The following is a 22,825-nucleotide window of genomic DNA, read 5'->3' as shown; positions in this document are numbered from 1 at the left end:
CAAAAAAAAGGTCTAAGAAATTAATCCTAGACCATATTTTATGAAATAGATTGCTACTTTGCTAGGTTCTCCCCATCACGGAGGAAAAGACAATGAAGATTGTTTGGATTATTTAAATTCTCTGAAATCCTGCCCGTCTTTAATGTTCAACAAGCTTTCGTAAATTAAGCTGATCACATTATCAACATCTTCTTTGTGCACCATTTCTACTGTGGTATGCATGTAGCGTAAAGGCAAAGATATCAATGCCGAAGGAACCCCGCCGTTTGAGTAAGCAAATGCATCAGTGTCCGTTCCCGTTGAGCGTGAAGAAGCTTGACGTTGGAATGGGATTTCGTTTTTCTCAGCCGTTTTGATTAGTAATTTATTCAAATTGGTTTGGACTGCCGGAGCGTAAGAAACCACCGGACCTTTACCTGCTGATAAGTCACCTTGCGTATTCTTGTTGATCATTGGTGTGGTTGTATCGTGGGTAACATCAGTTACAATGGCCACATTTGGTTTAATGCGTTGCGCAATCATTTCTGCTCCACGTAAGCCAATTTCTTCCTGTACAGAGTTTACAATGTATAAACCGAATGGAAGTTTTTTCTTGTTTTCTTTCAACAAACGGGCAACTTCGGCAATCATGAAACCACCAACGCGGTTATCTAAAGCACGACCAACGTAATAGCGATCGTTTAATACCATGAATTCATCTTCGTAGGTGATTACGCAGCCTACATGGATGCCCAATGTTTCTACTTCTTCTTTTGTAGTGCAACCGCAATCCAGAAAAATATTTTTCAATTCTGGTGCCTGTTCTTTTTCGCCATGACGGGTATGGATAGCTGGCCAGCCGAAAACTGCTTTAACCAAGCCTTTCTCGGTATGGATATTTACGCGTTTTGATGGCGCAATTTGATGGTCAGAACCACCATTACGGATGACATAAATTAAACCATCACTGGTAATATAGTTTACATACCATGAAATTTCATCGGCATGGGCTTCTATTACCACTTTGTAAGGGGCTTTTGGGTTAATTACACCGACTGCTGTTCCGTAGTTATCTACAAAATGCTCATCAATGTATGGTTTTAAATAGTTTAGCCATAATTTCTGGCCTTCCCATTCGTAACCTGTTGGAGCAGGATTGTTAATGTATTCTTCTAAAAATTGTAACGATTTTTTGGTCACAACGGTTACATGTTTTTTCTTATCCTGCGTTTTTGGCAGGTTAGCGTCTTCTTTTTTCTTAGCCATATTTATTTATGATGTTAGATTCACAATTTCGGATTTGCGGGTAGCATCCCCAGTCATCAATCAGATTATATTTATGATTTTAGCTTTACAAATTCGAATAGGCGAGGTGTTAAATCGTCATTCGTCAATCTACAATCTAAAATTCTTTCTCCATTACTACGAAATCATAACCATCTTTAAAAAATGTTTTTTCCGTTTCATGGAATCCAAATTTATAATAAAATTCCTTAGCATTTACCCTTGCATTGCACCAGAGCTTGCTTGCTTTCTGAATTTTACAAAAATCCAAGATATATTCCATTAATTGCGATCCATAACCAGATTTTTGTGCTTCGTTTGAAATAGCGAGTTTTCTAAATTGATAAACATCGCCATCATGAAATAATGAAACCACGCCAGTTAATTTGTGATCAGCGTATAAGCCAAAGTGAAGCCCATCAAAATCCTCATGAAGTTTGACAGATTCAAAGGGAAGTTCCGGATACATCACTTCATGACGGATACGCCAGGTTAGCGAAGGGAATATTTGTTCGATTTGTACTAATGCCATAATTAAAGTAGAAAGTTGAATCCTAGCTTTCCCCCGACATTGAAATAGGTATCTACTTTTGTTAGTGATACCAATGGACCAAGCGCTAATTTGAAATTTATTTTTCTGCCTATCCAGGTTTGAAAACCCCATTGTGGCATTACGTTAATTTGATAGCCGTAAATGGTATCGCTTTCCGTTGGAATAACGCCTAAAACATCCAAGCCTAGATAACCGGCGTTGTTGTTTATTGTTTTTCTGCCCTTTTTTACTCTTTTCTCGAAGTTGTAATAATGCCTAAATCCTGCATTCAAAACTGGGTAAATCTTAAAATCGGATTTTGTATTAGTGGTGAAATTAAAATTGTTATCGAAAAATATATCTGTTTGATAGATAAAAGTTCCCTCTGCACCACCACCAAAGTAAACTGATGTTGTTTTGCCTACTTTTTGTTCTCTTTCGAAATTAAGACCAAGTAGCGATAGCCTTATTTTATTCAAAGAAACTACTTCTATCGGTTGCGTAACCTTTGTACTATCTTGGGCTTTAGATTTAGAAATAGATAAGCTACAAATTAAAATAGCTAGTGTAAGTTTGATTGCGTTTTTAGATGTCATGTATTGAGTATTGATTTAGATAATTTTTTTCTGCCGTAGAATAGATAAATTAAAATATTGATGATGATAATTACCGTCATGCCGTAGCAAAACATGGCCCAGCCGCCTTGTGCCCAAAGCCATAAGCCTAAGGCCGAACCGCAACTGGCGCCAATAAAACTAACCGACATAAAAATCGTATTTAAGCGGTTTCTCGCCTCTGGTATGAGGGTGTAGATTCGGGTTTGGTTGGTCACGTGAATGGCTTGCTGACCGATATCGATGAGTACAATGCCAATCACAAAAAGGTATAAGTGGTTGCCAGTGAAGTAAAATAAGGCTACACTGATGAGTTGCAGGATAAATCCGATCATTAAGTTTTTACGAGGGTTGTTGCCATCGCTTAACTTCCCTACAAGCGGCGCAGCTAAAGCACCAGCAGCGCCGGCAATGCCAAACAAACCAATTTGCAAGGTTTGAAAATTAAACGGGGGATTGGCTAAAAACAAAACCATGGTTGTCCAGAAAGCACTAATAATAGCGAAGGCCAAAAAGTTGATAATGGAAGTTTCGCGGAGCACTGGTTGAGATTTAATATAGCTAAACATCGAGCCCATTAATTGCTTGTAACTTCCCTTAAAAGCCGGAAAGCTTTGAGGAAAGCGTTTCGCCATTAAGGCAATAAGTAACAAACAAATGCCTGCAGCAATATAATAAACCGCCCTCCAGCCAAGCCAGAAACCAATACTTCCGCTTACTGCTCGAGAGGCCAGAATACCTACCAGCAAACCGCTCATAATCATGCCAATGTTGGCGCCACGATTTTCATCGGTACTCAGGTTGGCGGCTAAAGGCAGTATTAATTGAGGTACAATGGAGCAGATGCCAATCAGCAGAGAGGCGATTTCCAATAAGAAAAAAGAATGTGAAACGGCTGCTGTTAACAGCGCCAAAATAGCCATAGCTGTTATAATCAAAATCTGCTTTTTGCGCTCAAACATATCGCCCAGCGGCACAAGTAAAAACAAACCCAAAGCGTAACCAATCTGAGTGGTGTAGGTAATTCTACCTGCATAAGTTTCGGTTAACTTAAACTCTTCTGCAATTAAAATAACTAATGGTTGGCAATAATAAATATTGGCAACAATGAGGCCGGTACAGAAGGCCATCAGGAGGATGTCTATGCGTTTTAGCATGTTAAGGAGAAGTTCGAAGTAAAAAGTTCAAAGTGTGGGGGACGAAGGTAGCTAAAGGTTAATGTTTGCTCTTTTATCTTTACTCCTCTTATAAAGGTATATTTCCATGTTTTTTACGAGGACTGTTGACCACTTTGTTTTCCAACATCTTAAAAGCTTTAATCAGTTTTATCCGGGTTTGCGAAGGCTCAATTACCTCATCAATAAAGCCACGTTCGGCGGCCCGGTAAGGGTTGGCAAAGATATCCGAATACAGTTTTTCTTTTTCCAGCCATTTCTCATTAGGGTTCTCTGCAGTAGTAATTTCCTTTTTAAAGATAATTTCTGCAGCTCCTTTTGCGCCCATTACCGCAATTTCACCACTTGGCCAGGCGTAATTCATATCAGCGCCAATGTGCTTGCTGTTCATCACATCGTAAGCACCGCCATAAGCTTTCCTGGTAATTACGGTAATTCGCGGTACAGTAGCCTCGCTAAAAGCATAAAGCAATTTTGCGCCGTTGGTAATAATACCGTTCCATTCCTGATCGGTTCCTGGTAAAAAACCTGGAACATCTTCAAAAACCAGTAAAGGAATATTAAAACAATCGCAGAAACGAACAAAACGAGCCGCTTTTGTAGAAGAATTACTATCTAAAACGCCTGCCAGATAAGCAGGCTGATTGGCTACAATGCCAATGCTTCGTCCAGCCAAACGGGCAAAACCAACCACAATATTTTCCGCAAAGTCTTTATGAACTTCCAGAAAACTATCTTGATCAGTAACCTCTGCAATAATTTCGCGAATGTCATAAGGTTGAGAGGCATTTTGAGGCATAAAAGTATCTAACGCAGTTCTGCTTTCGTCGCTACTTTCGTAATGAAGTTGAGTAGGTATTTCCTCGCAATTTTGAGGCATATAACTTAGGAGTTGCTTAACATGGTTAATGGCTTCAATTTCATTGGTGCAGGCAAAATGTGTCACACCCGATTTTGTGGCATGCGTAGTTGCACCACCCAATTCTTCCGATGTTACCTCTTCATGCGTTACCGTCTTCACTACATTTGGCCCGGTTACAAACATGTAGGAAGTATTCTCTACCATCAAAATGAAATCGGTAATGGCAGGGGAGTACACCGCACCTCCGGCACATGGCCCCATAATAGCAGAAAGCTGCGGGATAACCCCCGAGGCCTGAACATTTTTATAAAAGATATCAGCATAACCGCCTAAAGAAACTACTCCTTCTTGAATTCGGGCACCTCCACTGTCGTTTAAGCCAATTAAAGGTGCACCATTTTTCATGGCCAAATCCATTAACTTGCAAATTTTTTCGGCATGCGTTTCAGAAAGCGATCCTCCAAAAACAGTAAAATCTTGAGAGAACACATAGGTAAGCCTGCCGTTAATGGTTCCATAGCCAGTGACTACACCGTCTCCTAGAAATTTTTCGCGTTCCATTCCGAAATCCGTACTGCGATGGGTAACGAGCATACCAATTTCTTCAAAACTACCTTCATCCATTAAAAAGTGAATGCGTTCCCGGGCAGTAAGTTTACCTTTTTTGTGTTGGCTATCTATTCGAGCCTGACCGCCACCAAGCTTTGCCTGATTAATTTTATCTTGAAGTAATGCTATTTTCTTATCCATTGCTGATAATATGTGGATTTAAAATTAAAAATTAACAACGGTAATGCAAGCTTAATTGGAGAAGTTTGTGGGAGAGTGATCTTAACGTTTCCACTTGTAGTTAAATGTTTATAAAACGAAAACTGAGGAAGCTTTTATTTCTTTGTAGTAATATAGCGCAAGCAACCAATTTTAACAGCATACATAAAGCGCTCTTTAAACCGGGCAATTTAAGTAAAGACTCATTAGCTTGATGCTTCAAAAATATTTTACTAAATTGAATATCAGAAGAATATGGGTTTTATCAGCGAATAAATTGTTGTATTGCAAATATTTTACAACCCATTGTGCTTGAAAAACCAATTATCCGTTTATTTTTGCAAACAACATTAGAATAAGATTAGAACAAATGTTTTTGAGGAAATACAAATACACAATCGTTGCAGCATTTATGCTTATCTTCTCCGCGAAGATGGCTATTTCTGGTGCGCCTGTGTTTTGTTCCAGTATCGATAAAGAAATTATGAACGCAGTAATCATGCAAATCGAGTTAGAGCATGAAGGCGGTAAAGACTCCGCCAAAGACATTGCAAAATTCTCCGATTTCAAGCTTATCGAGCTAAACCATCCCATCTTTTCTTACGAGTTCTCTTCCAGTCATTTCTTTTTGAAGAGCAGTTTTATTGAGCATTTCAAGCGGTATGTAGATCCATATCACCCTGCAGTTCCAACACCGCCACCAAATTTTATCTAGTTTTTTCTTCTTGGGATAGGTTTAATATACAAACATGTTTAAGCTGCTGAGCAAATACTCAACAGGTTCAACAACACCTCTCCCCGCGATTTATTCGTTAAAATTTACTAGATAATTATATCGTTATGCAAAAGTTTAACCCGGCCTTTTCAGGTTCGGACGTGAAGAAATATTTTCTTGCCAAGAATTTAAAGAAAGATCTTCCATCGAGTATTGTTGTTTTTTTGGTGGCATTGCCACTTTGCTTAGGTATCGCACTAGCCTCAGGTGCACCGTTATTTGCCGGCCTTATTACCGGTATAATCGGAGGGATTGTTGTTGCTTCTGTTAGTGGATCTCAGCTTAGCGTAAGCGGACCAGCCGCTGGTTTAACCGTAATCGTTTTTGGAGCCATCACCTCTTTGGGGCCATATCCAACATTCCTTTTAGCCGTTGTGCTCGCTGGTGTTTTCCAGTTAATTTTAGGATTAATAAAAGCAGGTACCATCGGCAATTATTTTCCTTCAAGTGTTATCGAAGGAATGCTGGCCGCTATCGGTTTAATTTTAATTTTAAAACAGCTTCCGCATGCCTTGGGTGTTGATACCGATTTCAGTGGTGATGAAGGTTTTTTTCAGCAAGATCACGAAAATACATTTTCTGCTATATCAGCAGCAATCAGTCATTTTAGTCTCGCTGCGGTTGCCATCAGTTTATTGTCCATTGCCATACTAATCATCTGGCCGAAAATAAGGCAACTGGCCATTGTACCTGCACCGTTAATTGTAGTAATAATCGGCGTAATCGGAACCATGATTTTTGCTGGTACTGCGTATCCGTTAAGGGCTGATCAGATGGTTAAAATCCCAGTGATAGATGGTTTCAATGGATTTTTAGGTTTGTTTACCATGCCCGATTTTAATCAGCTAGGCAACAAAAATGTTTACATTGTGGCATTAACGATTGCGGTGGTAGCCAGTTTGGAGACGCTGCTGAGTATAGAGGCGGTAGATAAAATTGACCCCATTAAACGTGTATCTCCAACAAACAGAGAGTTAATTGCTCAGGGAATTGGCAATATTACCAGCGGTATGGTTGGTGGTCTACCAATGACTTCCGTAATTGTGAGAAGTTCTGCAAATGTAAACTCTGGCGGCAGAACTAAAATGTCTGCAATTTTTCATGGCGTTTGGCTGCTGCTTTCATTGCTGTTTATTCCGAAAGTTATCAATATGATTCCCCTGTCATGCCTGGCGGCAATTCTATTGGTAACGGGTTATAAACTCACCAGAATCGGTTTATTTAAACACATGTACCACAAAGGATGGGACCAGTTTGTGCCTTTCGTAGTTACGGTTGTGGCCGTATTGTTTACTGATTTGCTAAAAGGTGTTGCGATAGGCATGTTGGTGTCGATCTTTTATCTGTTGCGTACAAACATGCGTAATCCTTTCTTCTACAGAATTACCAACGAAGGCGATAAAAAGAACATCAGAATTAAACTGGCAGAAGAAGTCTCTTTCTTAAATAAAGCAGCGATACAAGTAGTTTTAACGAATATTCCTCGCGAAACAAATGTAATAATTGATGGTTCAAACGCCAGATACATCGACCCGGATGTTTTGGAAACCATTTTTAATTACAAGCATAATGCCTTTACCAAGGGTATTATTGTAACATTAGAGAACGTACAGAAACATTATACTGTACCGAAATTAACCAACAAAGTAGTAGAGGATATTAATAAATAACAGCCATGTGCGCAAAAACAATAGAGACAGAGAACATCAGTTACGAAACCCTTTTGCAAGGAAACAGAGATTGGGTTAAGGATACGATTGATAATGATCCGAATTTTTTTAATAAATTATCTGAAGGTCAAAATCCACCCGTTTTGTGGATTGGTTGTTCAGACAGCCGGGTTCCGGCAAACCAGATTACAAATACTAAACCAGGCGACATTTTTGTACATAGGAACATTGCCAATGTAGTGGTACATACCGATATGAATATGCTTTCGGTACTGGATTATTCAGTAAATGTTTTAAAAGTAAAACACGTAATTGTTTGTGGTCATTACGGCTGCGGTGGGGTAAAAGCCGCCCTTGGTAATAAACAAGTAGGGATTATTGATAACTGGTTGCGAAACATTCGCGATGTATATCGTACCCACGAGCGTGAAATGGCAACCATCAAAGATTCCGATCAACGCTTTGATCGGTTAGTAGAACTGAACACCATTGAAGGAGCATCAAATATTATGAATACTTCCATTGTACAGGCTGCCTGGGCCAACGGTCAGGATTTAGCAGTTCATGCATGGGTTTACAGCCTTAAAACAGGCATCATTAAAGATATGAAAGTTACTTGTAACTGCCTCGATGATGTTGCGCCTGCGTTTAAGGTGGGTTAAAACACATCCCGATCGTATAATTAGTGTTAAAAGCCCCGTTAAAGTCGGGGCTTTATTTTTCTTCGCTATTTGGCATGTTGCCAGCTTCTCCTTTATTGCCTTTTTCCGCATCTGCACGTGCTTCTTCCGATCCAAAATCACCGCCTCCGAAATCTCTCCCCAAGTGTCCTGCATCAGATTTTACCTTGTTTTTATCGCTCTGCTCATCACTACGGTGGCGTGGCACTTGTTGTTCGGGCATATTAGATCTCTCGGCCGAATTATTAATATTTTCATCTCGTAAATTCGAGTTTTTTTCTTCCTGGTTTTCCATGATGTTTTTATTTCTCTATAGAACAGTTAAACCTTGTTATAGTTTTGTTGGATTTGGAAATGAATGTTTCGCCCTTTGTGGATACTGTAGCCCTGCCATTCGTTCCAATCTTTTTGTTTTCAACGTTTTACTTACGCTGAATATGCATATGCTCGTTAGCGTTAGTAATTTTAAGCTGCAAAAAAAAGGATTTTCCCTATTGTCGGGTTTAAAAATTAAAAAAAGTGCCTTTTACACACTGCAGACCTAAATAGTTGCGAAAGGTTGAGCAATTAAATGGGATTGTAGCGACATTTTTTTTGTTGTCATCCTGAAAGATAATTTATTGCATAAAAATCAATATCGATGACGGCAAGAACGGTTGTCATTGCGAGGTACGAAGCAATCTCATTTCACAAATAACACCACAAATGAGATTGTGCCAAAGGCATTCTTGTGGAGCTTCTATCGATAAAATATCGATTTCGCAAAGACGGTAATTTAAAAACGCAGCAGAGGGAAAAAAATATATCGTAAAGCCCGACTAACAAAAGCATTACTACTTTCATTGCTTTCTAAATCCTTTTAAAGAGAAAAACCCCTGATTGCTCAAGGGTTTCAAAATATATTGATGCTTCGACAGCTTAGGTGAAAAATATTAATCTTCAGCTAAGAACGGGTAACGATAATCAGTTGGCGATTCGAAAACTTCTTTAATGGTACGTGGAGAAACCCAACGTAATAAATTAATCATCGAACCGGCTTTATCATTAGTACCCGAACCTCTGGCGCCGCCAAATGGCTGCTGACCAACAACAGCTCCGGTACATTTATCATTGATGTAAAAGTTACCAGCCGAATTTCGTAAAGCATGGCTTGCCTTATCAATCGCATAGCGGTCTTGTGCAATTAATGCACCTGTTAAAGCGTATGGCGAGGTTGTATCAATCACTTCCAAAATTGAATCGAAATCTTTGTCAGCATACACGTAAACCGTTAAAACAGGACCGAACAATTCTTCACACATGGTGGTGTATTTCTGGTCGTCGACCACTAAAACGGTTGGCTCAACAAAATAACCTTTGCTCTTATCATAATTACCACCGGCAATAATTTCTACGCCCGTATCTTTTTTAGCTTGGTCGATGTATTTAGCCAGCTTATCAAAAGAGCGTTCATCAATAACCGCGTTAATAAAGTTGGTAAAATCTTCGGTTCCACCCATTTTAAACGATGCGATATCGCGAAGCATTTGTTCTTTAATTTCTGGCCAAAGACTTTCAGCAATGTAAACACGACTTGCAGCCGAACATTTCTGCCCTTGATATTCGAATGCACCACGAACAATTGCTGTGCTTGCGATGTCAGTTTGTGCAGAAGGATGCACCAAAATGAAATCCTTTCCGCCAGTTTCACCCACAATACGAGGATAAGATTTGTATTTATGGATGTTTGTTCCAATCGTTTTCCAGATTTCCTGGAACACTTTTGTAGACCCAGTAAAGTGAATACCAGCAAAATCAGGATGATTAAAAATCACCTCGCCTGTTTCTGGTCCGTCGGCGTAAACCAAATTCACAACACCATCGGGTAAGCCCGCCTCACGGAAAATTTCCATTAAAAGATTAGCCGCATAAACTTGTGTATCGGCAGGTTTCCAAACCACAACATTTCCCATCATCGCTGCCGAGGCAGGTAAATTTGCCGCGATGGCGGTGAAGTTGAAAGGTGTTAAAGCAAAAACGAAACCTTCAAGTGGGCGTTGTTCCACTCTATTCCAGCTTCCACGAGGCGAAACCGGAGGTTGTTGTTTGTAAATATCGGCCATGTAGCTTACGTTAAAACGTAAGAAATCAATCAGCTCACAAGCGGCATCAATTTCTGCCTGATAAGCATTTTTGCTTTGACCTAACATTGTCGCAGCATTTAGCTTATAACGATATTTGCCCGCAATTAAATCAGCAGCTTTTAAAAATATTGCTGCTCTATGTTCCCACGAAAGGTTTTCCCAATCTTGTTTTGCAGCCAAAGCTGCATCAATTGCTTGTGTTATGTGTGTTTTATCGCCAATGCTAAATTGGGCTAAAATATGTTGATGATCATGTGGTGGAACAACTTTACCTTTCTTATCGGTGTGAACTTGTTTGCCGCCAATGTACATCGGAATGTCTTGTTGGTGTGAGCGAGCCTCGGCAAGCGCTTCTTTTAAAAGTACGCGTTCTTTGCTGCCTGGGCCATAATTTAATATAGGTTCGTTTACCGGAGTGGGTACGTTAAAAAATCCTTTAAGCATATTTTATTTTTTATGATTTACACAAAGATAAGGCTTTTTGAGGGATGCAATTCTATTATTCTGTAAAGAAAATAGGGGACTATTCCTGTTTTAGACAGTCAAACTTTTAAAAAAGCGATACATAAATATCTTCCATCGTGGCTAATTGAAGCCATGTGTTTGTGCTGTGTTTTTTTATCTATTACCTCAGGGAGATGGTTTCTGTCTTTTTGTAATGAACAGTTGGTGGAGTGTGTAAAAGCAATTGAATATTCTGCATTGTTTTTATGATGATGGACAGATAAATGATCCAGCATCAACGTGCAGGAATAAGCGAGTGTATGAACATAATTTTTGCTTATTTCGGTTTTTGTAAAAAAAGATTGACCACTCCGTTTTACCACGCCACTCGCACTATTGTTGCAAGAACCGAAAAGTGCACATTCGAAAGCCTGTGGATTAAAAAGCCTTTCGGAAGTTAACCGGTTATAACACTTATAGGCTGCTTCTTTCATGCTCCACAATAGCCACACCATTGTATCTTCGCTTTTGGAACTATTTATAAGTTCCAGTTCTCTGGCGGAAAAAATTTTATTGAGGTAACCTTTTCTCCGCCAGTTGTAGTGAAGTTTTGCAAACTTCAGATCTACAATATCATTGCCCAGCATTTTCCTGACGTTTATTCTCAATGATATCCACTGTGGCTTTAACTGTCAGCATTTTTGCCATCGAATCGTTATCTATTTCGATGTTAAACCGATCTTCAATATCAAGCACAATATCAACCAGGTTGGCAGAATTTATTTTTAGATCTTTTAAAAAATCAGTGTCATCATCAATGCTTTGCAAAGCGATGGTTTCTTCGCTGTATGGGGTAATGATATTTTTAAGTTCTGCAATAATTTCTTCTTTACTCATAATTGTATTTCTTAAGGATGATACATGCATTTACATCGCCAAAACCGAAACTTGCCTTGGCGAGATAATTAAATTGTTTGTTGATCAATTGCTGTGGAATTCGAGATTCGTCGATTAAATCGGCTATGGCTGGATTTAAATCTTCGCAGTTAACGTTTGGCAAGATAAAGCCTTCGGCTAATTGTAGCACAGCAGCTACGGTTTCTATGCTTCCGGCTGCGCTAATACAATGGCCAACCAAACCTTTAAGCGAATTAATATAAGGAAATTTATCTTTCGATGTCTCCAGGGCAGCCTTCCAATTTTCAATCTCCAGCGCATCTTTAGCGGTAGCAGTTAAATGCCCGTTTATCACCTCTATTTCATTGGCCCGGATGCCAGCATTATCGATGGCTTTTTTGATGCATCTTTGTACGGCAACCGGGTTTGGCGCAGTCATGGTTCCTAGGCCGCGTTGTCCGCCAGAGTTTAAATCGCCTCCTAAAATTTCTGCATAAATTCGTGCATTACGCAAAATTGCGCTTTCAAGCGACTCCAGTACGAGTGCTCCAGCGCCACTTCCAGGCACAAATCCGCTGGCAGTTGCGCTCATTGGCCGGCTACCTTTTTCCGGCTCAGCATTGTGTTTATAATTGCAAACTTTCATGGCATCAAAGCCGCCCCAAATGTAAGGGCCGCTATCACTGGTGCTTCCGGCAAGCATCCGTTTTGCTCTACCCGATTTAATTCGATCATAAGCCAGTAAAATACTTTCCACACCAGTTGCACAGGCAGATGAATTGGTGCTTACCTGGTTGCCCAGACCAATTTTGCCTGCAATAAATGCACTTACGCCACTAGCCATCGTTTGCACCACTACTGAACTGCCTAGCTTTCTTATTTCCATATCATCGATTTTGTTGATAGCCCATCGAAATTTATCTATCCCAGAGGTGCCGGTGCCAAAAACGGTTCCGCTATCCCAATCTGGTTCATTGATGTCGCTAAGCTTCAGGCCGGCATTTCCCCATGCATCTAAAGCGGCAATTACACCATAAACTATGCCTGTACTGTTAAGGTTTTTTAATTCGAGTGGACTGAAATATTGTGCAATTCTATCTTCCGAAAGTGAAGGTTTCCCTGCTATTTGGCATGAAAATCCCAAGGCTTCTAAATCGATTTGATGTGTAATGCCCGAGATGCCATTTTTAAGTGCATGCACAAAATCGGGGACGTTGGTAGCATTCGGCCCGCAAACACCTAAACCTGTTATCACTACTCTGTTGTTATCCATTGCCCTGTTGAATTAGCATACCTGCAATAGTTCCTTTACACAATATTTCACCGATAGAATTTTTCATCACAACCTTGCAGCTTAATTTATCAAACCTGAAGTATAATTTTTCACTGGTTACCCAAACTTTGTCTCCGGGATAAACAGGTTTCAGAAATTCTATTGAGTTAGAAGTCATGGCAAAAGCAGGTTTAGCATCATCCTCCTGATCTTTTAATAAATAAATTCCGAAACAAACCAACCCAATCTGTGCCATTGTTTCCGTTAATATTACCCCCGGCGTAACTGGATTATTCTTGAAGTGGCTCTCATAAAAAACTAAATCCCTTCTGAATAAATAGGTGCCGGTAATTCCATTTTCGTCGAATTTTAGTATTTCATCAACGAAAAGGAAATCTTTGCCATAGGGCATTTTTGCAAGTATTTCCGTAGTGGTCATATCACCATTGTAAAAGGATTCGTTGCGCAGAAAATCCTGGTCCGAAACTTAACATTAATCCGTTTTCTCCTGGTGCAGGTTGTTTATCAAGATATCGCTCCAGGACGTATAAAACAGTAGCGCTACTCATATTTCCATAAAGTCTTAACACTTCCTTGGTTTCATTAATGTCTTTCCCCAGTTCGCTAAACAAAGCTTCCACCACCTGAATTATTTTTTTACCTCCGGGATGAAATATGAGGTGGTCGATATCCTTAATTTCAAGATTGTTTTTTGCTAAAAAGGGATGGATAATCTCTGGGAAATGGGCAGCAATTGTTTCCGGAACTTCAATATCCAAAACCATTTGAAGCCCTGAATTGGTCAATTTGAATCCCATCATTTCTTCAGCATCGTAAAAGTGATACATTTCCTCAGCCAAAATTTTTGGTCCTTCGTCATTTTCGTGGGAGCTTAACAATACACAAGCGGCGCCATCACCAAAAATGGCTGCACTCACAATGTTGGCCATCGAAAAATCGTTCAGCAAAAACGTTGATGTTGGCGATTCAACCGCAACAACTGCTGCCCGTTTGCCAGGATTGGATTTTAAAAAATTTTTGGCATAAATCATTCCTGAAACACCTGCGGCGCAACCCATTTCGGTTACTGGCAGCCGCACAATATCTTGCCGGAGCTTCAGATTGTTGATCAGGTAGGCATCAAGAGATGGGATCATAATCCCTGTGCAACTTACGGTGATGATATAATCTAACTCTTCTGGTTGCCAAGCTGCCTTTTCAAGTGCGTTTTTTAAGCATTGACTTCCAAGTTTTATACCCTCTCTTGCATAAATATTATTCCGCTCCTCAAAACTTAAATCGCTAAAAACCTCCTCCGGCGACATAAACGAATAACGTCTATCAACGGCAGCGCCTTCAAAAATTTTTTTTACTTTTCTAACAAAGCGTTCATCATGATCTTTTAGCCAGCCATCTAAAAATGGAATAATATCTGCTGTTTCTCGCCAAAAGTCGGGTAAGGCTTTGGCTACTGCTTTTACAACTACGCTCATATTGTTTTAATAATCCATTGATATCGAAAAGCCCACTTCCATTTGATTGAGCTGTAATTAAAATTCAATTCTTTCGTATATTTTTCTAAATCTTCCCGCTTAAATCCACGGAGAATGGAGACTAAACCATCTTCTTTTGACATGTGATTTAAGCCGAATACAAAACACAAGGCTTGAAAAAGCCGATAAGCTAAAGCGCTTCTTTCCAAATCATTGATCACAATGCCAACTTTAGCAGAAGATTTAAACCGATTTAAAAGGTGAATTATCTCTTCATCTTTAAAATGGTGTAAGGTTAGTGTACAAATAAAAATGTCACAGTATTCTTCTGTAACCGAATCATCAAAAATATCTCTACACTGATAAGTGATATTGGAATAATTTTCTGATAAACTTTCTGCGTGATCGATGGTAAACTGATTCGCATCTATTCCGGTTAAACTGAAATTCAAGTTATTTTTATCCGCATAATCTGCCAACGTTCTCAGCATGTCGCCATTGCCGCAACCTATATCAGTAATACGCAGCAATTGGGTTTTCGGTTTGTTTTTTAGTAATGTTTTTATGCCATCGAGCGTAACTTTATTACCTCCTAGTAACTTGTTAATATTGGCAATTTTGTCTAATGCATCACGCAGAATGTCTCCTTTCATTTCAAAGTCATCCATTAATTCTGGCGCAGTACTTCTAAACTTGGTATTTATCGACATTAGTTGTTTATAGTAATTGGTTGTCCATGGGTATGTTTAATTATCTTGTTCAGTATAAATGGCATTGCATGTAAAGAAATCATGGCTATATTTTCATAAGTCTTGGTTTTTAAAATATGGCTTAAAATTCTTCCAAACTTTAATCTATTTTTAAAGAGTTTTTGCCATGCTGCCGTATATTCTTTTTCAAGAATGTTTCTTGGTGAGGGATTTGCAATTTGCTTTGCGATTAATTCGCTCGCTATTTTAGCGCTATGGACTGCCATTGCCATACCGTTTCCACAAAGTGGATGAATTAAACCGGCAGTATCGCCAATCATGAAAATATGGTTTAATATTGGTTCTTTGGCTGCGAAAGATATCTGACTGATCGTTAGCGGAGCATCGAAAAGCATCTCTGCACCTTGAAGAATTTTTTTTAGATTACTGTTTTTATACAATACATTTTCTTGAAAAGCCAATATATTTTTTTGCCGTTTAAAGCTTTCGTAGTTTGCCAAATAACAAACGTTTACATGATCATTTTCGACTTTTGAAACGCCACAATAGCCCCCATCAAAATTATTTAAGCTAACCGTATTGTTCGGAAAATCGCATTTGTAATGGGCTTTAACTGCTAAATAAGGAGATTTTTTGTTGATGAAATTTCGATTTAGTTTTACATCGATTGACGAACGTTTTCCATAAGCACCTATTACGTACGCAGCACTGTAATTTTCTCCAGACATTGTTTCTACCAGAAATTCATCTTTAAGGTAAAGCACATTTGATACCGTATTTTCGATCACATTTATCCCTCTTTTGATAGCTAACCTGTACAAATGATAATCAAGCGTATAGCGGCTCAAGCCAAAACCACCAAGAGGCAGCGCTGTATTAATCTCTTTCCCGGAGATAGAGGTAAACTGTAAGTGGGTAATTTGAGGTGGGAAGAAGTTGTTGATATTAATACCAAGCCAATTAAAATAGGGCAAAACCTCGTTTGAAATGTACTCTCCGCAAACTTTGTGGTGAGGATAAGCAGATTTCTCGATTAAGGTAACTTCAAAACCTAATTTATTAAGGTGGAGCGACGCTGTTAAGCCAGCTAAGCCACCTCCAATAATTAAGATTTCTGTTTTAAGTGGCATAAAGGATTACAGATATACAAGGTAACACTTTATATCTGTCCTTTGTTCAAAATTTGTTAGGGCATCTTTATGTAAACCTATCGGTCACTTCTTTCTTCCATTTTCAGGTCGGTATCAAAAGGACTTTTTGTAAATGGATAAATCGTTTGTTTTACAAAACCTTTCGGGTATTCTGCCTCGTGCACCCCAGTTCCCGCAGGCCACTCTTTGCCTGGTAAATAATAGGTTCCGAATATCATATCAATAAATGGAAATATTGATGCGAAGTTATGACCATAATATTTAGGATCTTCACAGTGGTGCCAGTGATGGTATTGGGGTGTGGTGAAAATGTACTTCAGCGGACCGAAATTTATTCTTGTATTGGCATGAATAAGAACAGCGTGAATGGCTATGAAGATGATATAGACGTTAAAAACTGTAGAAGAAAAACCCAAAATGTATAACGGGATGAAAGTCATGGCCCGGGTAAAGAAAATATCAATAAAATGAGTTCTGCTTCCTGCCAGCCAATCCATGTTCTGGGTAGAATGATGAATAGAGTGGAAACGCCACAAAGAAACACGTGTATGGAAAAAACGATGTGCCCAATATTGGAATAAATCTGTGGTAAAAAAGGCTAAGAAAAGTGCCGCAATGAAAGGCAAGCCTTGAATCCAGGTATGTAATCTATCTAGCCCCATCCAGCCAAAGAATAATACAGCGGGTTTTTGAGTGACGATGCCGAAAAACTGGATAAATAAATGGCTGATTACAAAGTAGGTTAAATCGGTGCGCCATTCCTCATGGAATTTGGTTTGATCATTATTTTTAGGAAAAAACAATTCTAAAGGAACAAAAATGGCGACCATCAATAGGAGATCCAAGATCATCCAATCTAAGCCAAAATGCCAGCTGGATTTAGCTACATCTCTACCTTCAACGCTTAAGGCACCCAATATTACCGCCAGTGCTGCCAAAGCAAAACCAGGCCAGCCATATTTAAGTTTTTTGCTTAGAATGATACTTAAAGCAGCAAAAAAGAATGAAGCTATAACGCCGCCAAGCATCAGCGCTTCCATGCTATTTTTGGTGTAAATTTCACGAAATTCTGGAGTAGTCAGTTTTTCAGGGTAGTGGAAACACAAAATCCCTAATAATGCTAAAACTGCTAAAAAAATAGAAGTATAGCCACTGATTTGGCCTTGACCGACTACTAAACGCTTATTTGGAGACATTAAACTATATGTTATTAATCAACAATTATACTGAATTTTAAGTGTTTGTCAGAAACTGAATTGAGATTTTGTTTTAAATAGACGTTAAAGTAAATGAATTTTTAGCTAACGCCACTACCTTAATTAATGGGTAATTGAAGCATTTCTTTTGCCAGGGAAATAGCTATCTTTAATTTATGGTAGATAGTAAAAAGTTAATCTTGCTAATTTTTATTTCAGTAATCGCAATAGGTGTAATTTGGTTTTCAGGTTATTTTATAGGTAAAGCAGTGTATTATCTTTTACACTAAATGGGCGATATTATCCACAGTCAGTTACTTATAAACGGGATTGCAGCGGTATCTTTTTATTAATAAAAAGATTTAGGAAAAAGCCCGACTAACCAAAATTGAAATGCAGGTATTGGTTTCCAGGTTTAAAATTTCTTATCAAAATCCAACAAACCTTTTTGTGTTTTAGAGGTTGCTTTATTGGGCATGTTTAACAACAATGCCTCATATTTTTAAATATTCCCTACTTTTGAAAGCACAACTATGTTACTAAAATATCTACGTCTTTTACTTCTTCCTTTTTCACTGATTTATGGAATAGCAATTACGCTTCGTAAAAAGTTGTACGATTGGGGTATTATGCGTGCTATCAAATTCGATCTTCCTGTTATTTGCGTAGGTAATTTAGCCGTTGGGGGATCAGGGAAAACCCCAACTACAGAATATTTGGTAAGGCTTTTGGTCGACTATAAAATTGCAATTTTGAGTAGGGGATATGGCCGCAAAACGAAAGGTTTTATTTTGGCGGATGCAAATGCCACTGCCGAAACAATTGGAGATGAACCTTTACAGTATTATCAAAAATTCGAAAATGTTACTGTAGCCGTTTGCGAAGATAGGGTAGCTGGAATAGAAAAGTTAAAAGAAAACCACGATTTAATTATTTTGGATGATGCTTACCAACATCGGGCAGTAAGGGCTGGTTTTAATATCTTATTGTTCGAATTCAGGAAATTGGGCACCCTTCAGTTTCTTCTTCCGGCAGGAAATTTAAGAGATGTTTTTGCATCACGTAAACGGGCAGATGTTTTATTAGTAACCAAAGCCCCGGTGCCTTTGTTACATGTTGCGCAGCAGGCATCTATCAACGAGTTGCAGCCTAACTCGACTCAAAAAGTGTTGCATTCTTATTTAAAATACGGCAAGCTAGAACATTTATACCACAATGAAAGTCGTTCGTTGGATGATATAAAAGATTTTCAAATCTTCTTACTCACTGGAATCGCAAATCCTGCCCCGCTAATCGAAGAGCTTGAGAAGTATTCCAAAACGATTAAACATGAAGAATTTCCAGATCATTATGCTTTCAAAACTGATGATATAAAGAAATTCAAGGCGGCATTTGATGAGGAGGAGAAAAAAGAAAAAATTATCATCACAACAGAAAAGGATAGCAAACGTTTAAAAGCTGCGGGATTTGAGAATTTACTGATAAAGTTACCAGTATATTTTTTACCCATCGAGGTTGATTTATTTGAAGAAGATAAGATTACCTTTGATGAACTTATTTTAAACTATGTTAAGAGCAATAGAAGAAACCGTTGAGTATATTAAACGTAAAACTGAAAATTTTGCGCCAGAAATAGGCATTATTTTAGGAACCGGATTAGGCGGTTTAGTAAAAGAGATAGAAGTAGAACATCAGTTGATGTATTCAAACATTCCAAATTTTCCTATCTCTACCTTAGAATTTCATAGTGGCAAACTCATCTTCGGCTCTCTAAACGGGAAAAAAATTGTGGCCATGCAGGGTCGTCTGCACTACTACGAAGGTTACAGTATGCAGCAAATCACTTTCCCTGTTAGGGTAATGAAAGGTTTAGGCATAGAAAACCTAATTGTTTCAAACGCTGCGGGCTCTTTAAACCCTGAGTTTAAAAAGGGCGATTTAATGATTATCGAAGATCACATTAATCTTCAGCCTGATAATCCATTAAGGGGTTTAATTGAAAGCTCTTTGGGCCCTCGTTTTCCTGATATGAGTGAGCCGTATAACCGTTCCATAACTTCGAAAGCTTTAAACATTGCAAAAACTTTAGGCATTAAATGCCACAAAGGGGTATATGTTGCCGTTTCTGGTCCGAATTTGGAAACCAAGGCTGAATATAAATATTTGCGTTTGATTGGTGGTGATGCCGTTGGAATGAGTACTGTGCCAGAAGTTATTGTAGCCAACCACGCCGGCTTGCCGGTTTTTGCTATTTCGGTTTTAACTGATGAAGGTTTTCCTGAAGATTTGCAGCCTTTTAACCTGGATGAAATTTTAGAGGCTGCGGCTAAAGCTGAACCTAAAATGACCGAAATTTTAACCCGCTTAATTGCTGAACTATAAGATGCTTAAAGTTGTTCAATTCTGCTTTATTATTTTGTTGCTTTCGGGTTTTCAAAAATCTTTTGCACAAGATTTAAAAACAAATATCAACGATAAATCAGAAGCCGATTCTATTAGAAAAAAACTTGATGCAAAGGATTCTGTCGTTTTTACAGCTAAATTTATTCGCTTTACTAAACTCGGTTTAAGTAGGGATAGTATTGTATTATTGCCGCTAGATACCTCGACGAGGAATATTCAGAACTATAGCCCACTGTTACAGCCGCAAAATCCAACCATAAATAATGGGAACATGGGTTTGGCAGGCCGCCCTTTGCTTTACGAACCCAGCAAACGCATTGGTTTCGATGCTGGTTTTCATTCATTGGATTACTATGCACTAACCCCCGAGGATATTATTTACTATCAGGCACGCTCCCCATATACCAGCTTATACTTAGTTAGTGCCGGACAAAAGGAGCAGCTGTTTAAAGCCATTCACAGCCAGAACATTAAGAAAAACTGGAATGCCGGCGTTAACTTTAATAGGGGAGATTCGAGGGGATTTTACAGCAGACAGCGGGGAGATAACTTGAATGTTGCCGTTTTTTCTTGGTATCAATCGCCAAGCAAACGCTATAATATGTGGGCTTCGGCAATTTTTAACACCATGCGGGCTTACGAAAACGGATCAACATTAGATTCGACTATCTTCAATCCGGGCTATAATAAAATCAGCAGAGATGCAGAAACCGTTAAGTTAACCACAGCGAGAAATTTGTATCGAAAGAATACGGTGTTTTTAAAACAAACGTATTACGTTGGCCGGATAGATACCTCTGCAAATTTCAACAGTGCTGTTTTACCCACCAACAAAGTAACCTACACGGTTGAATACAATAACGACAGTTACGATTTTGCTAAAAATGAAACTGACAGTTACGGCGTATTGCCGGAAGGATTTGCAAGTCCGATTTTTACCAACGATTCCACCCATGTTCAACATGTAAAAAATGAATTTCTTTACAGTTTTTTTCTTCGTCCGAAAAATTCAACTGTAATTAAAAATGAACTAAAAGTGGATGCAGGTATACGCCACGATTATTATCAACATAAATATTTAGGAAATAAAGAAGATGGGTCAGCATATGAACAAAGTCAGTTTGCTTATCAAAATATCACTATTTTAGGAGCCGCAGGTTATCGTTTTACATCGAATATCGATTTAAATTTAGATGTGCAACAAATATTGCAGGGTGAAAATGCAGGCGACTATTTATATGAAGCTAAGAATAGAATATTGCTCAGTAAATCTGTTGGGAGAATTGAGTTAGGTGCTTATGCGCAAAACCAATCGCCGGCTGCAATATTTAATTATTATCACGGAAACCACTACAGATGGGATAATCAGAACTTTAAAAATACAAAAGTTGCCAATGCTTCTTTCAATTTTATTAATGATAAATATGGTCTCACAGCTGGTGCCAAATATTTTTTAACCAGTAATTATTTGTATTTCACTGCAGATAATGCTTACGGAACAACCGCAATTAAGCCGGTGCAGGAAGGGGAAGATATCAGTTTAATCAGATTCGATATATCTAAAAAATGGCGTTTTGGGAAGTTTGTTTTAGAAAATTATATCGCTTACCAAAAAACGGATAAAAATGCAATTTTGAGAACACCAGAATTTTATACCTACAATAGTTTTTATTTGGACCAAACCTTTTTCAAAGTATTAAAAGCGAATATCGGTTTTGATGTGCGGTACAATTCTGAATATGCTAATTACTCTTATTCTCCAGCCACCGCCCAATTTTATGTGGGCAGCGATCGCGTATTCAAATCAGAACCTGTTATAGACGTATACATCAAAGCGAATTTAAAACGGGCGAATCTGTTTATTAAATACGATTATGTTAACCAGGGATTATTCTCTCCGGGTTATTATACCGTTAATCGATATCCTATGCAAGATGCTTTATTGAAGTTTGGCGTGAGCTGGAATTTCTATGATTAAAAAAGATTTATTCGCATAAAAAAATGGCATTCTGGAGAAACCAAAATGCCATTTTCTTTAAGCTTTTATAAATTGCTTAGGCCTAGAAAGAATAACCCACTGAGAAACCTAATACGCGGTTAGTTAATTTGCCATCACCAGATCTTGAATCTTTTGGAACCAGGTTTGATAAACCTAAACCATAATTTGCACCTACCAAGAAGCCAGAATTAGTACGATATGCTAAACCAAAGTTAGCACCGAAATCTGTTGAGGCGTAGTCTTTATCTGTGCTGCTACCAAATTCTAAATCATTCTCATCAGAAACTGTTCCTGCAGCATTACCACCAGTAGTTACTGTTTCAAACTTGTTTTTTCCAGAGATATTAAAACCAACGTAAGGACCAGCTGAAATCTGGATAGCTCCAGCATCACCTGTAGGGATCCTGAATACTGCATTGATAGGCACTTCAATAGCCATTAAATTTACTTTGTTTGACGTAGTATTGGTAACACCAGCAACAGTATTAGTCTGCTCAAACTTAGCACCTTTATTTTGAAGTGATACTCCAGGTTGGATAAAGAAGTTGTTTCCTACACCAAAATCGGCGAAAGCTGTAACGTTAAATCCTACATTGTTTTGTACATTATCGTTAAATTCTGTGCTGCCATTAAAATCGCTTGCACGGAATTTTGATAAATTGACACCCGCTTTTATTCCAAATCTTGCGTCAGATCCTGTCATTGTTGATTGGGCAAATGCACCTGTTGCTAATAAAACTACAGAGGCGCTTAGTAATAACTTTTTCATGATATTTTTTCTTTAGGTAAAAGAATTT

22 protein-coding genes are annotated in these 22,825 nt (G+C 38.5%); 6 read left to right on the top strand and 16 right to left on the bottom strand.

From position 1 onward, the window contains the following. Positions 1–108: 108 nt before the first annotated feature. The 5 genes from AC3ITD_RS14690 to AC3ITD_RS14670 all read right to left on the bottom strand — a co-directional run bounded on the left by AC3ITD_RS14690 (position 109) and on the right by AC3ITD_RS14670 (position 5,196). The gene (locus AC3ITD_RS14690; RefSeq protein WP_265799014.1) at positions 109–1,245 is read right to left on the bottom strand and encodes a M42 family metallopeptidase; all 1,137 of its coding nucleotides are present in this window, start codon (positions 1,243–1,245) and stop codon (positions 109–111) included. A gap of 136 nt (positions 1,246–1,381) precedes the next feature. Then, a complete protein-coding gene (locus tag AC3ITD_RS14685) occupies positions 1,382–1,795 on the bottom strand; it encodes a GNAT family N-acetyltransferase (protein ID WP_489360848.1) in 414 nt (137 codons plus the stop codon). A gap of 2 nt (positions 1,796–1,797) precedes the next feature. Next, on the bottom strand, positions 1,798–2,391 hold the full coding sequence (locus AC3ITD_RS14680; RefSeq protein WP_489360846.1) for a hypothetical protein: 594 nt from the start codon (positions 2,389–2,391) through the stop codon (positions 1,798–1,800). Further along, complete coding sequence (locus AC3ITD_RS14675) at positions 2,388–3,566, bottom strand: MFS transporter (RefSeq protein ID WP_489360844.1); 1,179 nt, start codon at positions 3,564–3,566, stop codon at positions 2,388–2,390. Before AC3ITD_RS14675 ends, AC3ITD_RS14680 begins: the two co-directional genes overlap by 4 nt. Before the next feature lie 88 nt (positions 3,567–3,654). Next, positions 3,655–5,196, bottom strand: a complete 1,542-nt coding sequence (locus AC3ITD_RS14670; RefSeq protein ID WP_489360842.1) for an acyl-CoA carboxylase subunit beta — start codon at positions 5,194–5,196, stop codon at positions 3,655–3,657. A gap of 388 nt (positions 5,197–5,584) precedes the next feature. Here AC3ITD_RS14670 and AC3ITD_RS14665 point away from each other — a divergent pair, with 388 nt between their 5' ends. The 3 genes from AC3ITD_RS14665 (at position 5,585) to AC3ITD_RS14655 (ending at position 8,321) form a co-directional block, all read left to right on the top strand. Continuing rightward, positions 5,585–5,929: a hypothetical protein gene (locus AC3ITD_RS14665; RefSeq protein ID WP_489360840.1), complete on the top strand. Its 345-nt coding sequence runs from the start codon at positions 5,585–5,587 to the stop codon at positions 5,927–5,929. Positions 5,930–6,054: 125 nt separating this feature from the next. After that, complete coding sequence (locus AC3ITD_RS14660; protein ID WP_489360838.1) at positions 6,055–7,659, top strand: SulP family inorganic anion transporter; 1,605 nt, start codon at positions 6,055–6,057, stop codon at positions 7,657–7,659. 5 nt (positions 7,660–7,664) lie between these two features. Then, a complete protein-coding gene (locus tag AC3ITD_RS14655; protein ID WP_489360836.1) occupies positions 7,665–8,321 on the top strand; it encodes a carbonic anhydrase in 657 nt (218 codons plus the stop codon). A gap of 52 nt (positions 8,322–8,373) precedes the next feature. Here AC3ITD_RS14655 and AC3ITD_RS14650 read toward each other — a convergent pair whose 3' ends face one another. The 10 genes from AC3ITD_RS14650 to AC3ITD_RS14605 form a co-directional block, all read right to left on the bottom strand. Further along, complete coding sequence (locus AC3ITD_RS14650; protein WP_265799002.1) at positions 8,374–8,634, bottom strand: hypothetical protein; 261 nt, start codon at positions 8,632–8,634, stop codon at positions 8,374–8,376. 637 nt (positions 8,635–9,271) lie between these two features. Further along, the gene (gene pruA / locus AC3ITD_RS14645; RefSeq protein ID WP_489360833.1) at positions 9,272–10,906 is read right to left on the bottom strand and encodes an L-glutamate gamma-semialdehyde dehydrogenase; all 1,635 of its coding nucleotides are present in this window, start codon (positions 10,904–10,906) and stop codon (positions 9,272–9,274) included. Positions 10,907–11,004: 98 nt separating this feature from the next. After that, the gene (locus AC3ITD_RS14640; RefSeq protein ID WP_489360831.1) at positions 11,005–11,553 is read right to left on the bottom strand and encodes a 4'-phosphopantetheinyl transferase family protein; all 549 of its coding nucleotides are present in this window, start codon (positions 11,551–11,553) and stop codon (positions 11,005–11,007) included. Next, a complete protein-coding gene (locus AC3ITD_RS14635) occupies positions 11,540–11,803 on the bottom strand; it encodes an acyl carrier protein (RefSeq protein ID WP_489360829.1) in 264 nt (87 codons plus the stop codon). The genes AC3ITD_RS14640 and AC3ITD_RS14635 overlap by 14 nt, the downstream gene beginning before the upstream one ends. Next, positions 11,796–13,076, bottom strand: a complete 1,281-nt coding sequence (locus AC3ITD_RS14630; protein WP_489360827.1) for a beta-ketoacyl-[acyl-carrier-protein] synthase family protein — start codon at positions 13,074–13,076, stop codon at positions 11,796–11,798. Before AC3ITD_RS14630 ends, AC3ITD_RS14635 begins: the two co-directional genes overlap by 8 nt. Beyond that, on the bottom strand, positions 13,069–13,515 hold the full coding sequence (locus AC3ITD_RS14625) for a 3-hydroxyacyl-ACP dehydratase FabZ family protein (RefSeq protein ID WP_489360826.1): 447 nt from the start codon (positions 13,513–13,515) through the stop codon (positions 13,069–13,071). Before AC3ITD_RS14625 ends, AC3ITD_RS14630 begins: the two co-directional genes overlap by 8 nt. Position 13,516: 1 nt before the next feature. Then, positions 13,517–14,569, bottom strand: coding sequence for a type III polyketide synthase (locus AC3ITD_RS14620; RefSeq protein WP_489360824.1), 1,053 nt, complete (start codon positions 14,567–14,569; stop codon positions 13,517–13,519). After that, the gene (locus tag AC3ITD_RS14615) at positions 14,566–15,279 is read right to left on the bottom strand and encodes a methyltransferase domain-containing protein (protein ID WP_489360822.1); all 714 of its coding nucleotides are present in this window, start codon (positions 15,277–15,279) and stop codon (positions 14,566–14,568) included. Before AC3ITD_RS14615 ends, AC3ITD_RS14620 begins: the two co-directional genes overlap by 4 nt. Further along, complete coding sequence (locus AC3ITD_RS14610; RefSeq protein WP_489360820.1) at positions 15,279–16,409, bottom strand: NAD(P)/FAD-dependent oxidoreductase; 1,131 nt, start codon at positions 16,407–16,409, stop codon at positions 15,279–15,281. The genes AC3ITD_RS14615 and AC3ITD_RS14610 overlap by 1 nt, the downstream gene beginning before the upstream one ends. 77 nt (positions 16,410–16,486) lie before the next feature. Beyond that, complete coding sequence (locus tag AC3ITD_RS14605) at positions 16,487–17,626, bottom strand: sterol desaturase family protein (RefSeq protein WP_265798991.1); 1,140 nt, start codon at positions 17,624–17,626, stop codon at positions 16,487–16,489. A gap of 533 nt (positions 17,627–18,159) precedes the next feature. On the opposite strand from AC3ITD_RS14605, the gene lpxK reads away from it, so the two are divergent. Genes lpxK through AC3ITD_RS14590 form a run of 3 tightly spaced genes read left to right on the top strand, consistent with a single transcriptional unit; the run spans position 18,160 to position 22,007 of the window. After that, positions 18,160–19,221 carry a tetraacyldisaccharide 4'-kinase gene (gene lpxK / locus AC3ITD_RS14600; protein ID WP_489360818.1) on the top strand — a complete coding sequence of 354 codons (1,062 nt, stop codon included), beginning with the start codon at positions 18,160–18,162 and terminating at the stop codon, positions 19,219–19,221. Further along, positions 19,193–20,008, top strand: a complete 816-nt coding sequence (locus AC3ITD_RS14595) for a purine-nucleoside phosphorylase (protein ID WP_265798989.1) — start codon at positions 19,193–19,195, stop codon at positions 20,006–20,008. Before lpxK ends, AC3ITD_RS14595 begins: the two co-directional genes overlap by 29 nt. A 1-nt stretch (position 20,009) precedes the next feature. Beyond that, positions 20,010–22,007: a putative porin gene (locus AC3ITD_RS14590; protein WP_489360815.1), complete on the top strand. Its 1,998-nt coding sequence runs from the start codon at positions 20,010–20,012 to the stop codon at positions 22,005–22,007. A gap of 82 nt (positions 22,008–22,089) precedes the next feature. Here AC3ITD_RS14590 and AC3ITD_RS14585 read toward each other — a convergent pair whose 3' ends face one another. Further along, on the bottom strand, positions 22,090–22,797 hold the full coding sequence (locus AC3ITD_RS14585; RefSeq protein ID WP_489360813.1) for a porin family protein: 708 nt from the start codon (positions 22,795–22,797) through the stop codon (positions 22,090–22,092). Positions 22,798–22,825: the final 28 nt, after the last annotated feature.

The sequence above is a fragment of the Pedobacter sp. KH_004 genome, assembly GCF_057840755.1.
Note: the sequence above shows the minus strand (reverse complement) of the source record. Positions and strands in the feature narration are given on the sequence as shown.

Excerpts from the sequence above, each read along its gene's own strand:
- AC3ITD_RS14690 (WP_265799014.1), bottom strand. The coding sequence starts at position 1,245 with ATGGCTAAGAAAAAAGAAGACGCTAACCTGCCAAAAACGCAGGATAAG.
- AC3ITD_RS14685 (WP_489360848.1), bottom strand. The coding sequence starts at position 1,795 with ATGGCATTAGTACAAATCGAACAAATATTCCCTTCGCTAACCTGGCGT.
- AC3ITD_RS14680 (WP_489360846.1), bottom strand. The coding sequence starts at position 2,391 with ATGACATCTAAAAACGCAATCAAACTTACACTAGCTATTTTAATTTGT.
- AC3ITD_RS14675 (WP_489360844.1), bottom strand. The coding sequence starts at position 3,566 with ATGCTAAAACGCATAGACATCCTCCTGATGGCCTTCTGTACCGGCCTC.
- AC3ITD_RS14670 (WP_489360842.1), bottom strand. The coding sequence starts at position 5,196 with ATGGATAAGAAAATAGCATTACTTCAAGATAAAATTAATCAGGCAAAG.
- AC3ITD_RS14665 (WP_489360840.1), top strand. The coding sequence starts at position 5,585 with ATGTTTTTGAGGAAATACAAATACACAATCGTTGCAGCATTTATGCTT.
- AC3ITD_RS14660 (WP_489360838.1), top strand. The coding sequence starts at position 6,055 with ATGCAAAAGTTTAACCCGGCCTTTTCAGGTTCGGACGTGAAGAAATAT.
- AC3ITD_RS14655 (WP_489360836.1), top strand. The coding sequence starts at position 7,665 with ATGTGCGCAAAAACAATAGAGACAGAGAACATCAGTTACGAAACCCTT.
- AC3ITD_RS14650 (WP_265799002.1), bottom strand. The coding sequence starts at position 8,634 with ATGGAAAACCAGGAAGAAAAAAACTCGAATTTACGAGATGAAAATATT.
- pruA (WP_489360833.1), bottom strand. The coding sequence starts at position 10,906 with ATGCTTAAAGGATTTTTTAACGTACCCACTCCGGTAAACGAACCTATA.
- AC3ITD_RS14640 (WP_489360831.1), bottom strand. The coding sequence starts at position 11,553 with ATGCTGGGCAATGATATTGTAGATCTGAAGTTTGCAAAACTTCACTAC.
- AC3ITD_RS14635 (WP_489360829.1), bottom strand. The coding sequence starts at position 11,803 with ATGAGTAAAGAAGAAATTATTGCAGAACTTAAAAATATCATTACCCCA.
- AC3ITD_RS14630 (WP_489360827.1), bottom strand. The coding sequence starts at position 13,076 with ATGGATAACAACAGAGTAGTGATAACAGGTTTAGGTGTTTGCGGGCCG.
- AC3ITD_RS14625 (WP_489360826.1), bottom strand. The coding sequence starts at position 13,515 with ATGACCACTACGGAAATACTTGCAAAAATGCCCTATGGCAAAGATTTC.
- AC3ITD_RS14620 (WP_489360824.1), bottom strand. The coding sequence starts at position 14,569 with ATGAGCGTAGTTGTAAAAGCAGTAGCCAAAGCCTTACCCGACTTTTGG.
- AC3ITD_RS14615 (WP_489360822.1), bottom strand. The coding sequence starts at position 15,279 with ATGTCGATAAATACCAAGTTTAGAAGTACTGCGCCAGAATTAATGGAT.
- AC3ITD_RS14610 (WP_489360820.1), bottom strand. The coding sequence starts at position 16,409 with ATGCCACTTAAAACAGAAATCTTAATTATTGGAGGTGGCTTAGCTGGC.
- AC3ITD_RS14605 (WP_265798991.1), bottom strand. The coding sequence starts at position 17,626 with ATGTCTCCAAATAAGCGTTTAGTAGTCGGTCAAGGCCAAATCAGTGGC.
- lpxK (WP_489360818.1), top strand. The coding sequence starts at position 18,160 with ATGTTACTAAAATATCTACGTCTTTTACTTCTTCCTTTTTCACTGATT.
- AC3ITD_RS14595 (WP_265798989.1), top strand. The coding sequence starts at position 19,193 with ATGTTAAGAGCAATAGAAGAAACCGTTGAGTATATTAAACGTAAAACT.
- AC3ITD_RS14590 (WP_489360815.1), top strand. The coding sequence starts at position 20,010 with ATGCTTAAAGTTGTTCAATTCTGCTTTATTATTTTGTTGCTTTCGGGT.
- AC3ITD_RS14585 (WP_489360813.1), bottom strand. The coding sequence starts at position 22,797 with ATGAAAAAGTTATTACTAAGCGCCTCTGTAGTTTTATTAGCAACAGGT.